A 14,667-nucleotide genomic window follows, 5' to 3' on the forward strand; every position below is an offset into this window, starting at 1 on the left:
GGTGACGCTCCGATTGGAACCGCATCAGCCGCCCCCAAGCAGGCCAACGCCGACAAAGCCGGACAGAAAAGACAGAATCCTGGCTCCAAAATCAACCCAACTTGCGAACAACCCGCCCTCTCGGCGGGTTGTTCGCTTTCAGGGATATGGCAAGGATACTGGCCAGATCGCCGCGTATGTCGATCGGTAGTTTGTCCGCTTCCGGCGTCGGCATGATCTCATCCACAGGCGAGCGGAAGATGTCTGCCCGTCATCGGCTTGGCCTCGGAAGCTTCTTGCAAGGCGCATGGTACAGTTCGGCGACCTGAACCCGGAAGTAGGTGGCCCCGGCCACCGCGCAGCCCGACGCAGTTCAACCTCGCGGAAGCACCGTCGCCGCGACGATCTCCGTGACCGCGTCGATATATTGCTCGACGCTCGTGGAGCGCTTGCGGTACTTGGCCCGCTTCACGTACCAGTCCTGCAGCAGGGGCTTGATCAGCGACGCGGTCAGTTCGATATCGGCGACGGCGAACTTGCCGCTGGCCACGCCCTGGCGCAGGATGGCGGCGAAAATCTCTTCGGTGGCAGCCTCACTGTCGACGGCCATCCGCCGTTCGGCCGCCGGAAACGATTTGGCTTCCATGTAAGCAAAGACGAACCACGGCTGCATTGCCTCGGTCAGCCGGATATGCGTCTCGATCAGCCATTTGAGATGGCCAAGCGGATCGTCAGCGGTCCCCTCTGGGGCGGCCCTGAGGACCTCGCTTACCGTCGTCGAAACCTCGCCGAGGATCATCGACAGCAGGGTCCTCTTGTTGTCGAAATAGGAATAGAGCCCGCCCATGCTGAGACCGGACGCTTGCGCCAGGTCGCGCAGGCTGGTGGCGTGGAAGCCCTGCTTGTTCGAAAGCTTCAGCGTCGCTTCGATGATGCGCGCGAGATTGGCGACGGCGACATGTGGTTTCTGCACGCGCACGGTGTCGCGATGCCGGTCGAGGATGCGCGCACACAGCGCCTCCGTCGAGAATGCGGCCGTCCACTGCCTTTGCCCCGCGAAATTCAACCTGCCTCCCACCGCCAGCGACCTGTGACGTGCGCCATCTGCCGTCGAAATAGCAGCAATTGCCTGGTTGCAAAAGGGGAGGCAGGCGAATAGAGAAAACGAGCGCTCGCTCGATTTTTGAGGTGATCACCTGATGCTGTTCGAAGATATCAAGGAAAAGACCGCCCTCATCACCGGCGCCTCCGGCGGCCTCGGCCTGCATTTCGCCGAGCTGCTCGCAAGCCTTGGCGTCAGCGTCACGCTCGCCGCGCGCCGCGGCGCTGCGCTGGACGACGCTTGCGCCAGCATCGCTGCTTCCGGCGGGAAGGCCAGCGCGATCCAGATGGACGTGACCGACAGCGCCTCGGTGGCTGCGGCGCTGGCTGGCAAAAGCTTCGACATCCTGATCAACAATGCCGGCATCTCTGGGGCGTCCCGCGCGCTCGACCTCGACGAGGCCGAATGGGACCGGGTGCTGGACACCAATCTCAAGGGCGTCTTTGTCGTTTCCCAGGCGGTGGCGCGCGGCATGAAGGCTTTGGGCCGGGGTGGGGCGATCGTCAACATCGCCTCGATCCTGGGGCACCGCGTTGCCGGCAATCTCAGCGCCTATGCCGCGTCCAAAGCCGGCGTGATCCAGCTGACCAAGGCGCTGGCGCTCGAATGGGCGCGCGAGGGCATCCGGGTCAACGCGCTATGCCCCGGCTATATCGAGACAGACATCAACCGCGAGTTCTTTACCTCCCCAGCTGGGCTTGACCTCATCAAGCGCGTCCCGCAGCGCCGCCTCGGCCATCCGCGAGAACTCGACGGCGCGCTGCTGCTGCTTGCTTCCGCCGCCGGCAGCTACATCACCGGCTCGTCGATCGAGGTCGATGGCGGCCATCTCGTTTCGTCACTGTGAGGCCATCATGAATTTCGAAATTCCCGCCAGCGTCGAAGAATACCGCAGCCGCATCGCAGCGTTTGTCGCGCGCGAGATCCTGCCGCTGGAGGCCGACAAGGCGTCCTATGACGCGCATGGCAACATCGCCCTGCCGTTGCTCGACACACTTCGCGCCAAGGCCAGGGCCGCCGGGCTGTGGTGCCTGCAGCTCAAGCCTGAAACTGGCGGTGCCGGACTTGGCAAGATGGGCATGGCGGTCTGCTACGAGGAGATGAACCGCTCGATCTTCGGCCCGGTGGTGTTCAATTCTGCCGCGCCCGACGACGGCAACATGATGGTGCTGGAGGCGCTGGGCACGCCCGACCAGAAGGAAAAATGGCTGAAGCCGATCGTCGAGGGCAAGGTACGCTCGGCATTCGCCATGACCGAACCGCATCCTGGCGGTGGCTCCGATCCATCGATGATCGCCACCCGCGCCGAGAAACGCGGCGACAAATATGTCGTCAGCGGCCGCAAGTGGTTCATCACCGGCGCCGAGGACGCCAGCCACTTCATCCTGATCGCCCGTACCTCCGACGATCCGAAGCAGGGATTGTCGGCATTGATGTTTCACCGGGATCAGCCGGGCTGGTCCATCAAGCGCCGCATCGAGATCATGGGGCCGGAGGAGCATGGCGGCCATTGCGAGCTTGAATTCGACGGGCTGGAAATCCCCGTCGAAAATATGCTCGCCGGCGAGGGCAGGGGCATGAAGGTGACACAGGTGCGGCTCGGGCCGGCCCGGCTCACCCACTGCATGCGCTGGCTCGGCCTGTCCAAGCGTTGCGTCGAGATCGCGCGCGCCTATGCCTCCGAACGCTACGGTTTCGGCGTCCGCCTCGCCGATCGCGAGAGCATCCAGCTCAAGCTCGGCGACCTCGCCATGCGCATCGAGATCGGCCGCCTGCTGGTGATGAAGGCGGCTTGGGAACTCGACGGGGGCGGCTTCGCCCGCAAGGAAGTGTCGATGGCCAAAGTGCAGGTCGCCAATGTGCTGCACGACGCCGCCGACGTGGCGATCCAGATCAATGGTGCCCGGGGTTATTCCAAGGATACCGTGCTCGAATGGATTTATCGCTATGCCCGCCAGGCGCGGCTGGTCGACGGCGCTGACGAAGTGCACAAGATGGTGCTGAACCGCTCCCTCAATGAGGAAGGTTCTGGTTTCTGGCGCTGGAACGTCGAAGGCGAGGCATAGCGCTTTGATGGCCCAGGATGACAAGGCGCAAAACGCCATGAACGCAGATTTCGATCCGGCAGCGCTCGAGGCGTTTCTCGGCGGGCGCTTCGGCGAGGGCCAAATGACGCTTGAACGCATCGGCGGCGGCCAGTCCAATCCGACCTATTTCGTCGATTTCGGTGCCCGCCGCATGGTGTTGCGCAAGAAGCCGGCCGGGCCGATCCTGCGCGGGGCGCATGCCATCGACCGCGAGTTCCGCGTGCTGGAAGCGCTGGCGCCGACCAGTGCGCCGGTGCCGAAGCCGGTGCTCTACCACGATGGCGACGCGCCGCTTGGCACGCCGTTTTACCTCATGGAGCGCCTCGAAGGTCGCGTTTTCCATGACTGCTCGCTGCCGGGTCTTTCCCCCGACGAGCGGCGTGGCATCTATCTCGGCATGGCCGAGGCGATGGCCAAACTGCATGCGGTGCGCCCGGACGGGGTCGGCCTCGGCGACTACGGCAAGCCAGGCAATTATTTCGAACGCCAGATCGGTCGCTGGACAAGGCAACTCAGGGAATCGCCAGGCGAACGTATCCCTGTCTTGGAGGCGGTGGCCGACTGGCTGCCGCAGAACATGCCGGCGGACGATGGGCGCGTGTCGATCGCGCATGGCGATTTCCGGCTCGGCAACCTGCTGTTTCATCCCGAAAAGCCCGAGGTGATCGGTATCCTCGACTGGGAGTTGTCAACGCTCGGCCACCCGCTTGCCGATCTCGGCTTCTGCTCGATGACCTGGCATTGCTCGCCTGACGAATATGGTGGCATCCTTGGTCTCGACATTGCGGCGCTCGGCATTCCGAGCCAACGCGAATTCCTCGACCATTATTTCGCGCATGCGGCGCCGACCGCGCCGCTCGAACGCTTCCACCTGGTCTTTTCGCTATTTCGTTTTGCCGTGATCTTTGTCGGCATTGCCGATCGGGCGCGCGCCGGCAACGCGGCTTCGAACAATGCCGCTGATGTCGCCCCGCTGGCCGGCCGCTTCGCTGAGAGGGCCATGGAAATCATCGGTGGCGCCCGGCCCTGGTGACAGGACACTGAAAGTCGCCGCCCTGACGCAGCGTTGATCGGACCGTAGTAGGCACTTTCCGACCTCGCAGGCTCTGGCCCTTGCCCGGGTGAGGCGGCATCGAACCGAGGCCGCCTCGAAATCCGTGTCAGGTTTGATGCACGCGGGTCAACCAACCCTGCTCCAAGGCAGTCTGGCCGATCACCGCATCGAAGTAGCCGCGCTGCAGCTCCGCTGTCATCGGCCCTGGCGAGCCATCGCCGATCGATATGCCGTCAACGTCGACCACCGGCAGGACCTCCGCGGCCGAGCCGACCAGGAAGATCTCCCGGGCAGTGTAAAGTTCTGTCTTGTCGACGGGCCTTTCGGTCACTTGGATTCCCGCTTCCCGCGCCAGATGCAAGATCGTGTCGCGAGTGATGCTTTCGAGAATGCCGCTCGTCACATCTGGTGTGATGAGTTCGTCGCGGCGGCGCAGAAAGATGCAGGCTCCGGGCGACTCCGCGACGGTGCCGGCGTTGTTGAGGAGGATCGCGTCGTCATAGCCATCATGCCTGGCCTGGAGCCTGGCAAGACGGCTGTTGACATAATTGCCGCTCGTCTTGATGCGCGGCGGCATGGAACCATCGGAAATGCGCGTCCATGCGCTGACCTGACAGCGGATGCCGGTCTGGGTCTTGCTGCTTCGCGCGAGAGGCAGTGCAGAAATTGCGTAGCCGACAGGACCAGGGACAATGTGTTCGCCCTTGCCGTCGAGATAGGCGATCGCGCGAATGTGCACGGGCTCGCGGACATTGTTGCGCCGCAAAAGCTCGATCGTCCGGTCGTTGATCTCGTCGGCCGAGAAAGTCGGTTCGAATCTCAGCAGCTTCATCGATTGAAACAGCCGTTCGGTATGTTCCTGGAGGCGAAAAGCGAAGAGCTCCTGATCGCTATCGCTCCAATACGCGCAGAGCCCTTCAAAGGCAGCTAGGCCATACTTGACGGCAGGCGACATCACATGCGTGACGGCCTCCTCATATCCAATGAGCTTGCCATTCTGGACGATATAATTTGGAAGCGGCTCGGGCACTTTTTTCTCCGAAAATATAGGTCAGTTCGATGGTCGCCGGTGAGGCTCCTGGCGACGGGGCCGAACGCGCTGCGTCGCCGTTCAAATCGGGAGCAGACGAGGTCGTCGACTGCTCCCAAGACGTCATTGTGGGCTTTGGCGTGGCGGCAGGGGCCCGGTGGAATGCCTCCGGGCCGGGCGGCCGGTCGGCGCCAGCCTATTGGGATTCAAGCCGCTTGCGAACGTCGAGGCCGACACCCTTGTTGACGAACTGGTCGGTGACGACCGTCTCAAGGTCAACTTCGCCGGGCTTGTAGAGGCCGACTTCCATCAGGTCGTCAAACCAGCTGGCAAAGCGCTTCAGGTCGATCGCGCCGAGGCCCACTTTCAGCGTGTCGCCGCCGTCAACGAGGCCGAGACGCTGGATCTCGGCGATTTCCGCATCGAGCTTTGCGTCCGTCATTTCCGGATTGTCTTTCTTGATCAGTGCATTGGCCTGCTTGCGGTCGCCATAGAGATAGTTGTTCCATCCGATGATCGAAGCATCGATGAAGCGCTGCACCAGGTCGGGGTTCTTTTCGATGATTTCCCGACGCGTCTCGATGATGTTCGAATAGCCGGACCAGCCATAGTCGGCGAGCAGGAATACGTCCGGCTTGAATGTGTCGATGTAGAGGGGTTCCGCAGTAGCATAGGCTTGCTGGACGGCTTCCGGGTCGGCAAGGAACGGCGCCAGCGTGAAACTATACGCCTTCACCTGGTCGTCGCTGAGACCAAACTTGTGCTTCACCCATGGCCAGTACGTGAACTGGGCAGCTCGGGCCACATAGATCGTCCGGGCCCGGCGCATATCGGCGAGATCCTTGTACTTGCCCGGATGTGCCATCAGCGTCGTCGGATCTCTTTGGAAGAAGGCCGCCACCATCGCCGTCGGTATCTTCTGGCGGCTGTTTTCCAGTGCCAACTGCGGCACCGAAAGCAGAAAGTCGACCTTGCCGGCAGACAGCAGGCTACGGGTGTTTATCTGCGGCCCGCCCTGCACGATCCTGACATCGAGACCGTACTGCTTGTATGTTCCGTCGGCGAGCGCCTGATAAAACCCGGCGTGGCCACCCTGAGCTTTCCAGTTGGTCGCGAAGGCGATCTCCTCCTGCGCTCCGGCCTTGAGGCTCGATCCCATCAGGCCGACAGCAAGAGACAAGACTAGCCCCAGTTGCTTCAGCGCAACCTTGATCCTTGATTTCACGTCATTTCCTCCCATTGGTCCTGGCACGACTGGGCAGCCTTGCCGGACAGGTTTCAGTTCACCGGATGCGGGGTTTCTGGTTCAGAAGCCTGCTCCGCCGCGGTCATCGAGCTTTTCGAGCAAGCGGCCGACCTTCGGCACCCCAACCGCGAGGGCGGAAGCGAACCGTTCAGCCGATTGACGATTGCGGCAGGATCGCGCTCTCCCCTCCTGCCTGCATTGCGAAAGCGTCACGCCTCCTCCATGACCTTTCCAATCGTAAAGTATCTTGCCATGCGATCAGTTTGCGAGTCAATGCGTTCGTGATCTGTGATCATACCCAGGAGGAAACGATCTCGGGAATGGGTCGTATGCACGAACGGGCTTGGTTTGCCGTGGCGCAAGACTTTGAATTTGAAAGGTATTAATGGGAAAAGCGCCGGTGATGCCGGGCTTTCGAGCTCGGGAGGTCGCGAGCTCTGTCGTCTCCGGCAATTTCGGCGCCATGTCCAATTGTGCTCGCCGCACGGCATGCATTGGGTCTCGCCTGCGTGCACGGGCCGGCGATTTTTCATAGCGGCAGTATCCAGCCTCTATCCGAGGCTGGTTCAGGCTAGCGCTGTCTCGATCAGGCCGCCCGTGTCAGGCGCTGTATTGCCTGATCAGATCCGTCAGCGTGTCGATGTCGGCATCGGCGGTCCCAAATGAACAAATGAAGCGCACGAGCACTTCGTCATCAGCCGGCCGGTCGGCAGGGAGCAGGCATTTCGCATCCCAGAGATGATAGCGGGCGCCCGCTGCACGAAGCGCCGCGTCCATTCCCCGTGGAAGGGTTGCGAAAACGACATTCGCCTCTGTCGCCCAGGGGAGCCGCACAGTGGGCATCTCGGCCAGCCGCGCGGCTAGCCGCTCCGCAGCGCGATTGGCATGACGGGCAAGGTCGAGCCAATGGTCGTCGGCGAGATAGGCGGTCATCTGTGCACCAAGAAAACGGCCTTTCGACAGTGTCTGGCCGCCCTTCTTGCGGCGAAAAGCAAAATCGGCAGCCTTGGACATGTCGAAGAACACGATGGCTTCGCAGGCGAGGGCGCCGTTTTTCGTCGCCCCCAGCGAAAGAACATCGATGCCGGCTTTCCACGTGATCTCTGCCGGTGCCGTGTCGAGGGCTGCGACGGCGTTAGCGAACCGCGCTCCGTCCATGTGGACACTCATTCCGGCACCATGTGCGAGATCGGCAATCGAACGTATCTCGCTCGGACGGTAGACGGTTCCGGATTCCGTCGCCTGCGAGATCGACAGCGCACCCGGCTGTACCTGCCTGGCGACATCTGGCGGGAACTGCTGCAACCTGGATGCGAGCGCTTGAGGGTCCATCTTGCCGGCTGGTCCGGCAATGCCGACCAGCTTGCCGCCATTGGTGAAGAATTCCGGCGCCCCGCACTCGCTGTCGATCAGGTGGGCATTGTCGTGACAAAAAACGGCTCTGGAGGGCGGAGAAATAGCCGACACCGCAAGTGCATTGCTGACAGTCCCAGTCGTGACAAAAAAGACAGCCACGTCGCATCCAAAAACATCTGCGATGGCGGCTTCGGCTCGTTTCGTCCAGATGTCACCGCCGTACGGGGACTGATCGCCATCGTTGCTTTCGACGATCGCCTTCAGAATATTCGGACTGGCGCCAGAGGTGTTGTCGCTAAGAAAATTCATTACTTAAAAATCCGGAATGGTCGAGATTGGGCGTTCGACAACAGGTTATGTCGCGCAGGTCCGCGCACATCTATTGAAAAAACGCGCGTGTCTTTGTCGGCATCAGGCCGGCTCTGGCAAGTTTGTCCAAAGTTGATTTGAACCAAGTATAAACTCGCCGGATGACCTGATGTCGGCAACCACGGCGGCTCGCGCGGCGTTCCCGTCCTGATTGATGATCGCTTCGACGAGGCGCGCGTGATGCGTCTCCGCGTTTCCGCTCGCGAGCCGCTGGGACGCCCGCAGGTCCAGGTTGATCACCGGTCCCACCTTGAGCCACAGCCCTTCGATGATGGAGACGAGGATTGGCGATCCGGCGGCTTCATAGACGGCAAAATGCAGTTCCTTGTTCAACTGCAGCGAACTGTCCACTTCGGAATCGCCTTTGCCAACGGCGTCGCGGAAATCCTTGTCGTAGTCCAATATCAGCTTGAGATCGCGGCTGGTTCGATGCGCGGCAGCTTCGGCCGCAGCAAACCCCTCGATCTCGGTGCGGATGCGCAGCAGCTCCTCGAACTTTGCCCTTGTCATCAACGGGACGCTTATGGCCCTGTTGGGCAGAAGGGAGAGGGCGCCTTCGGCGACCAGGCGCGTGACCGCTTCCCGCACCGGCATGATCGATACGCCCAATGCCTCGGCCACGGACCTCAGTGAAAGCTTCTCGTTCGGCGCAAGCTTTCCCGACATGATGAGCTGTCTAAGCTTGAGATAGGCACGCTCGCCGAGCGTGACGCGCTCCAATTGCCCCATCTGGGTCAGGGCGGTGTCGGTCTGTTCCAAAATCGGTACTCGCAGGTTTTTCGGGCGTGCAATCCTTGCAACGTTATCCGTAATCACCTGATCACAGCAAGTGGGCGTGCGTCGCGCACCGCAGTTGTTGTGGGTTCGGCGCGCTGAACAACGCAATCACCGATCGCACGCCAACGTTCAATCGCGGCAACAACTGTCCTGCCATGTGCAGGCCGGATGTGCGTCGCGATTTGTCCTAGACAGGGTGTCGACGATGCGTTAGTCGTGATCTGTGATCACAGATTAATTCAGGTGTGTCGAGGAAAAAGGGCGTTTCATGCGGTCAGTTGGCATAGTCGGCGCCGGGCTTATCGGCCGATCCTGGGCCGTCGTGTTCGCCAGGGCCGGCTGGTCGGTGAACCTGTTCGACAGCGACCGACGAAGTCTCGAGGCGGCGGCAGGCGCCATCGGAAAGATCATCGAGGAGGACGGACTCTCCGAGGTGTCCGGCGTGGTTCGGCTGTCGGCCTCGCTTGAAGATGCGGTCGATGGTGTTTGCCTTGTCCAGGAATGCGGACCCGAGGCAGCCGACAAGAAGAGAGAGCTGTTTGCGAAGATCGACGCGGTCGCTTCAAGCGATGTCATTCTCGCGTCGTCGACCTCGACGATCATGCCCTCGGCATTTGCCAGCGGCTTGCCGGGCCGTCATCGATGCCTTGTCGCGCATCCGGTCAATCCCCCGCATCTGATCCCGGTGGTCGAGCTCTGCGGCGGCGAATGGACGGATTTCGAAGTCATTTCACGGGCGGGCGAGTTCTATCGGGACGTCGGTCAAGTTCCTGTTGTCGTCAGGCGCGAGGTGCAGGGATTTGTCCTCAACCGCCTTCAGGCAGCGCTGCTGGCCGAGGCGCTGCGTCTTGTCGGCGATGGTGTGATCAGTGCCCACGATCTCGACAGGACGGTTTCGGACGGCCTGGGCCTTCGCTGGTCGTTCATGGGGCCGCTGGCGACGATCGAACTCAACGCGCCCGGTGGCATCGGCGACTACCTCCAGCGCTACGGCGGAATATTTCGAGAAATCACCGCCGCGCCGCCGCCTTCGTCGGTGTGGGACGCCGGTAACGTCGAGCGTGTTGTTGAAAGCTGGGGCCTGCCGCCCACCCCCGACATGATTGCTGCCAAGAGCGAGTGGCGTGACCGCCGCCTGCAGGCCCTTGGCGATCACAAGAAGCAGCAAGATCCGACAACCAATCGTTGAGAGCCATGGCCATTTCCAACAAAGTCATCATCACCTGCGCCGTGACCGGCGCTATTCACACGCCTTCGATGTCGCCGCACCTTCCGGTGTCGCCCGAGGAGATCGCGGAAGCCGCGATCGGCGCCGCGGAAGCCGGCGCTGCGATCGTGCATCTGCATGCCCGCGATCCGATAACCGGAAAGCCGGATCAGACGCCCGAAGGATTCGAGCCCTTCCTGAAAGTGGTCAAGCAGCGTTCGGACTGCGTGATCAACATCACCACCGGCGGTGCGCCGTGGATGAAGGTGGAAGAGCGGATCAAGCCGGCGGCGGTATACAAGCCGGAGGTTGCGTCGCTGAACATGGGCTCGTTCAATTTCGGGCTGTTCCCGATGCTTGATCGTTTCAAGGAGTTCAAGCACGACTGGGAACGAGAGGCGCTGGAATCCTCCAGGGACCTGATTTTCCGAAATACCTTCAAGGACATCGAGTACGCGCTCCGCTCCCTGGGCGAGGCCGAAACCCGCTTCGAGTTCGAGTGCTACGATACCGGCCACCTCTACAATCTGCACTACTTCCTGCAGCGCGGCCTGGTGAAGCCGCCGCTGTTCATCCAGACGGTGTTTGGCATCTTGGGTGGCATCGGCCCCCATCCGGAAGATGTGCTGCATATGAAGCGCACGGCCGATCGGTTGTTTGGCGACCAGTACAAATGGTCGGTGCTGGGCGCTGGACGCAACCAGATGCCCATCGCTGCGATGGCAGCCGCGATGGGCGGAAACGTCCGTGTCGGCCTGGAAGATTCGCTGTGGATCGGCCCCGGCCAGTTGGCCAAGACGAATGCACAGCAGGTTTCGCGCGCGCGCCAGATCATCGAGGGGCTCGGCCTCGAGATCGCGACGGCGCAGGAGGCGCGCGAGATACTGGCGCTGAAGGGCGGAGACAAGGTCGCCTTCTAGTCTAGCCGCAGAAGGCGGTCGGAAGCGCGAGGAGGCGCGGCAGGACGATGCTGGCCATAGACCAGCGTTGCGCTGCCGGACTGGCAAGCATGAACTGAATTCTGCCGGGGCTCAGATTGGCCCAACGACTTTGCTGCATGGAGGATGACAATGATTGACAACAACCTGTTCGAACGTGGTGTCGCCAAACGGAAGGCAACGCTAGGCGAACGCTACGTGGCCGCCAATTTGACGGACGCGGACGACTTCACCCGGCCGTTTCAGGAAGCGATGACGGCATGGGCCTGGGGGTTTGGCTGGAGCGACGACGCCATCGACGTGAAAACCCGCAGCCTGATGAATCTGGCCATGATCGGAGCTCTCGGACAAATGCATGAATGGGAAGTCCATTGCCGGGCGGCCCTCAACGCCAACGGCGTGACGAAGGAACAGGTGAGGGCGGCGATCCATGTGGTGGCCATCTATTGCGGTGTTCCGCGAGCCCTCGAGTGCTTCCGCGTTGCCCAGCAGGTGCTCGCCGAACAAGCGGCGGACTGAGGTGCCGCAAACGTGAAATGTCGAGCTGACCAATACGGAGAGCGACGATGGATCTCGGGCTGAAGGGACTGCGTGTCATTGTTACCGCAGGCGCTGGCGGGATAGGGCTGAAGATCGCCAAGGCCTTCCTCGACGAGGGCGCCTATGTGCACATCTGCGACGTCGATCGCGACGGCCTGGCGAATGTGAGGCAGCTGCATCGCCGGCTGACGGCATCCTATTGCGATGTTTCCGACCGGGCCTCTGTTGCCGAATTCTTCGCCGATGCGGTCAAGCAGCTCGGCGGTATAGATTGCCTGGTCAACAATGCCGGCATCGCCGGACCGGTGGGGCGCGTCGACGAGATCACGCCCGAGGAATGGGACAGGACCCTGGACGTCAACACGACCGGGCAGTTCAATTGCGTTCGTCTTGCCATCCCGCATTTGCAGTCGAGCGAGAACCCGAGCATCGTCAACATGTCCTCTGCGGCGGGCAGGCTGGGGTTTCAATTGAGGACACCCTATGCCGCGTCGAAATGGGCGGTCGTGGGGTTTACGAAATCCCTGGCGATGGAACTCGGCAGCCTGGGGATTCGCGTCAACGCAATCCTGCCAGGTATTGTTTCCGGCGAAAGACAGGATGCGGTGCTCGCCCAGAAGGCGGAGCTTCGCGGCATCAGTTTCGAGGAAATGAAGCAGGACGCCCTGAAGTGCGCCTCGATCGCGGAATTTGTTTCACCCCGGCAGATTGCGGACACCATTGTCTGCCTGGCATCGCTGCGGTTTCGAACAACAACGGGCCAAGCCATAGCCGTCGATGGCGACCTTCAGATGCTCAGCTAGAGGTACGGGCATGGTTGCCGCGGCAGACCAGACGGAGTGCACCTGGCGCATTCCATAGGCATCCATCATCGATGCCTGTCCAACTGCCGCAGCCCATTGCCCCATATCGGCGGCCGGAAGGACCGGCCGCCGATATGCTTTGACTGCTCATTGCAGCGCCAGGCCTGAAAGGTCGTCAAGTTCCGCGTAGGATGGCAGCGGCGCGTCGATGGGGGCGCCGTGCCGGACAACGATGCGGTTGCTTTCAGGACGTGACAGCAGTTCTGACCATGTGCGCCCCTCGAACAGGGTGAAATCGCCGGGCTGCCCTTCAGCGATCACACCTTTGCCGTCGAGACGCATGATTGCAGCCGGCGTAGCCGATACCGCCCTCGGCCAGTCTCCCACCTGATGATCGAGGTGCAGGATGCGGGTCCCCATCCGATAGGTTTCCATCATGTCGAGGTCGCCATAGGCATAGAATGGATCGCGCGTGTTGTCGGAAGCCAGTGCCACGGCAATGCCGCGCTGCTTCATTTCATGCAACAGCGTGACGCCGCGCCAGCGTGGCGTGGTGCCGTCGTTGCGACGGTCCTGCAGATAGAGATTGCACATCGGCAGTGAAACCACTGCCACTCCAGCCAATGCGACCTTGTCGAGCGTCTCATCGACCGCCGCATGGTCTTGTCTCGCCAGCGAGCAGCAATGCCCAACAAGTACCTTTCCGGAAAAGCGAGACCGAAGCGCGGCCTCGGCGATGCGACGTAGGGCGTCTGCCGAGGGATCGGCAGTTTCGTCGGCATGGAAATCGAGGTCCATTCCGAAGCGGGTGGCCGTGGCAAACATCCGGTCGAGCAGCATGTCGAGGTCCGGCGTGGGGAATGCCACTGCGCCGAGCATGCCGCCAGCGGCGGCAACACGCCGGGCGATGTCTTCGAGTGCGACCTGATCGCGTGCCAGATCGATGCCGAACAGGCAGGCGGCCTGCAGTTCGATGCGTCCGCGCCATTGGTCGCGCAATTCCTGGAACACCGGCCACGAGATCGCATCTTGTGGCGGCTTGGAATCGAGATGCGTGCGGATCGCGATGGTGCCGTAGTGGTAAGCACATCGGAGCGCGAAATCCATGCGTCGCGCTACATCTTCATGCGACCAATTTTGCGTGCGGTCGGAAATGGTGGCGGTCATGGCGCCGGCGAATGAACCATCCGCCTCAGGCGTTCGCGGCAGGATATGGCCCTTGTCGAGATGCGTGTGGCAGTCGACGAATGCGGGCAAGGCAACCCTTCCGCCGGCATCGATCGAAAGAGTGCCAGCGTCGGCAGCAAAAATGCCCGTAGGGTTTGTCGCTGCGATCTCGCCATTCTCTATCGTTACATCGGTGAGCATGAATTCCGCATCAGCCGCCGTGGATCCCGTGGTCGTCAGGGCCGAACAAAGCCGCAAGTTGCGAAGTACATAGCGCCCATGGCGTGCACCGTCGGCTAGCGCCTCGCGCAACGATTGGCGATCTGGGGTGGGGCGGGTCATCAAGTCATCCATTCGCTGGGGGTTGTCATTCGTGAGGGGCGCGAACGACAGCCGCGCCTTGCTGACCTGCAAAAAGGGCATGCGCGGCAACATTTCACGGCTCAGTCGTTTGCAGTTTGCAATAGAATCGAGTAGGTTAATATCTGTGATCACAGATATCAGTTTAAGCTGGCGAAGAGTCAATGCAACCATGCGGATCTGACGCAAGAGGCGGTTTGGCGCATGCCTAAATCGGGAGAGATGCCGATGTCCGTTGAAACGCCGCTGTGGGTGCCTTCCGCCAAGCAGGTCGCGGAAGCGCCGTTGACGGCGTTCATGGCCGAGGCGTCGGCCCGCGCGGGGCGTGCATTCTCCAGCTATGCCGAACTGCACGCCTGGTCGGTGGACGAGCGCGAGGGCTTCTGGAACCTGGTCTGGGACTTCTGCGGCATCGTCGGCGACAAGGGCAGCCGCGTGCTGGTCGATGGCGACAAGATGCCGGGCGCTGCCTTCTTCCCCGATGCCAGGCTGAACTTCGCCGAGAACCTGCTGCGCGGCGCGGGCTCCGGCGAGGCGATCGTCTTTCGCGGCGAAGACAAGGTCGAGCGGCGGCTGTCCTGGGACGAGCTGGCGGCCCTGGTGTCGAAGCTGCAGCAGCTGTTCGTTTCGCTCGGCGTCACAACGGGCGACC

Annotated in this window: 14 protein-coding genes; 8 read left to right on the forward strand and 6 right to left on the reverse strand. The window is 61.8% G+C overall.

What is annotated here, in order from left to right:
• Positions 1 to 352: 352 nt before the first annotated feature.
• The gene (locus GGQ99_RS25795; RefSeq protein ID WP_183264776.1) at positions 353 to 1,045 is read right to left on the reverse strand and encodes a TetR/AcrR family transcriptional regulator; all 693 of its coding nucleotides are present in this window, start codon (positions 1,043 to 1,045) and stop codon (positions 353 to 355) included.
• A 133-nt stretch (positions 1,046 to 1,178) separates the two neighbouring features.
• On the opposite strand from GGQ99_RS25795, the gene GGQ99_RS25800 reads away from it, so the two are divergent.
• From GGQ99_RS25800 to GGQ99_RS25810, 3 genes are read left to right on the forward strand one after another with little or no spacing between them, the layout of a single operon-like run.
• A complete protein-coding gene (locus tag GGQ99_RS25800; protein WP_183264777.1) occupies positions 1,179 to 1,928 on the forward strand; it encodes an SDR family NAD(P)-dependent oxidoreductase in 750 nt (249 codons plus the stop codon).
• Between the two features lie 7 nt (positions 1,929 to 1,935).
• A complete protein-coding gene (locus tag GGQ99_RS25805) occupies positions 1,936 to 3,147 on the forward strand; it encodes an acyl-CoA dehydrogenase family protein (RefSeq protein WP_183264778.1) in 1,212 nt (403 codons plus the stop codon).
• Positions 3,148 to 3,184: 37 nt separating this feature from the next.
• Entirely contained in the window at positions 3,185 to 4,201 is a 1,017-nt protein-coding gene (locus tag GGQ99_RS25810; RefSeq protein WP_183264779.1) for a phosphotransferase family protein, read from the forward strand.
• A gap of 127 nt (positions 4,202 to 4,328) precedes the next feature.
• On the opposite strand, the gene GGQ99_RS25815 is transcribed toward GGQ99_RS25810, so the two are convergent.
• The 4 genes from GGQ99_RS25815 to GGQ99_RS25830 all read right to left on the reverse strand — a co-directional run bounded on the left by GGQ99_RS25815 (position 4,329) and on the right by GGQ99_RS25830 (position 8,982).
• Positions 4,329 to 5,252, reverse strand: a complete 924-nt coding sequence (locus tag GGQ99_RS25815) for a branched-chain amino acid transaminase (protein ID WP_343061787.1) — start codon at positions 5,250 to 5,252, stop codon at positions 4,329 to 4,331.
• Positions 5,253 to 5,448: 196 nt separating this feature from the next.
• Positions 5,449 to 6,477: an ABC transporter substrate-binding protein gene (locus GGQ99_RS25820; RefSeq protein ID WP_343061788.1), complete on the reverse strand. Its 1,029-nt coding sequence runs from the start codon at positions 6,475 to 6,477 to the stop codon at positions 5,449 to 5,451.
• A gap of 621 nt (positions 6,478 to 7,098) precedes the next feature.
• A complete protein-coding gene (locus GGQ99_RS25825; RefSeq protein WP_183264780.1) occupies positions 7,099 to 8,163 on the reverse strand; it encodes a threonine aldolase family protein in 1,065 nt (354 codons plus the stop codon).
• A 102-nt stretch (positions 8,164 to 8,265) separates the two neighbouring features.
• Positions 8,266 to 8,982: a GntR family transcriptional regulator gene (locus GGQ99_RS25830; RefSeq protein ID WP_245439699.1), complete on the reverse strand. Its 717-nt coding sequence runs from the start codon at positions 8,980 to 8,982 to the stop codon at positions 8,266 to 8,268.
• A 286-nt stretch (positions 8,983 to 9,268) separates the two neighbouring features.
• Between GGQ99_RS25830 and GGQ99_RS25835 the strand changes: the two genes are divergently transcribed.
• The 4 genes from GGQ99_RS25835 to GGQ99_RS25850 all read left to right on the forward strand — a co-directional run bounded on the left by GGQ99_RS25835 (position 9,269) and on the right by GGQ99_RS25850 (position 12,488).
• Entirely contained in the window at positions 9,269 to 10,189 is a 921-nt protein-coding gene (locus tag GGQ99_RS25835; RefSeq protein ID WP_183264781.1) for a 3-hydroxyacyl-CoA dehydrogenase, read from the forward strand.
• 5 nt (positions 10,190 to 10,194) lie between these two features.
• Positions 10,195 to 11,127, forward strand: a complete 933-nt coding sequence (kce, locus tag GGQ99_RS25840) for a 3,5-dioxohexanoate:acetyl-CoA acetone transferase (RefSeq protein ID WP_108606935.1) — start codon at positions 10,195 to 10,197, stop codon at positions 11,125 to 11,127.
• A gap of 150 nt (positions 11,128 to 11,277) precedes the next feature.
• Positions 11,278 to 11,664 (forward strand): carboxymuconolactone decarboxylase family protein, encoded by a 387-nt coding sequence (locus tag GGQ99_RS25845; protein ID WP_425486866.1) that lies wholly within the window; start codon positions 11,278 to 11,280, stop codon positions 11,662 to 11,664.
• A gap of 47 nt (positions 11,665 to 11,711) precedes the next feature.
• Complete coding sequence (locus GGQ99_RS25850) at positions 11,712 to 12,488, forward strand: SDR family oxidoreductase (protein WP_183264782.1); 777 nt, start codon at positions 11,712 to 11,714, stop codon at positions 12,486 to 12,488.
• 147 nt (positions 12,489 to 12,635) lie between these two features.
• On the opposite strand, the gene GGQ99_RS25855 is transcribed toward GGQ99_RS25850, so the two are convergent.
• Positions 12,636 to 13,997, reverse strand: coding sequence for a cytosine deaminase (locus tag GGQ99_RS25855; RefSeq protein ID WP_183264785.1), 1,362 nt, complete (start codon positions 13,995 to 13,997; stop codon positions 12,636 to 12,638).
• Positions 13,998 to 14,243: 246 nt separating this feature from the next.
• Here GGQ99_RS25855 and GGQ99_RS25860 point away from each other — a divergent pair.
• On the forward strand, positions 14,244 to 14,667 hold a 424-nt coding region (locus tag GGQ99_RS25860; protein ID WP_281380110.1), incomplete at its 3' end, for an acetyl-coenzyme A synthetase N-terminal domain-containing protein.

This window comes from Aminobacter niigataensis (genome assembly GCF_014200015.1).
Taxonomy (GTDB): Bacteria; Pseudomonadota; Alphaproteobacteria; order Rhizobiales; family Rhizobiaceae; genus Aminobacter; species Aminobacter niigataensis.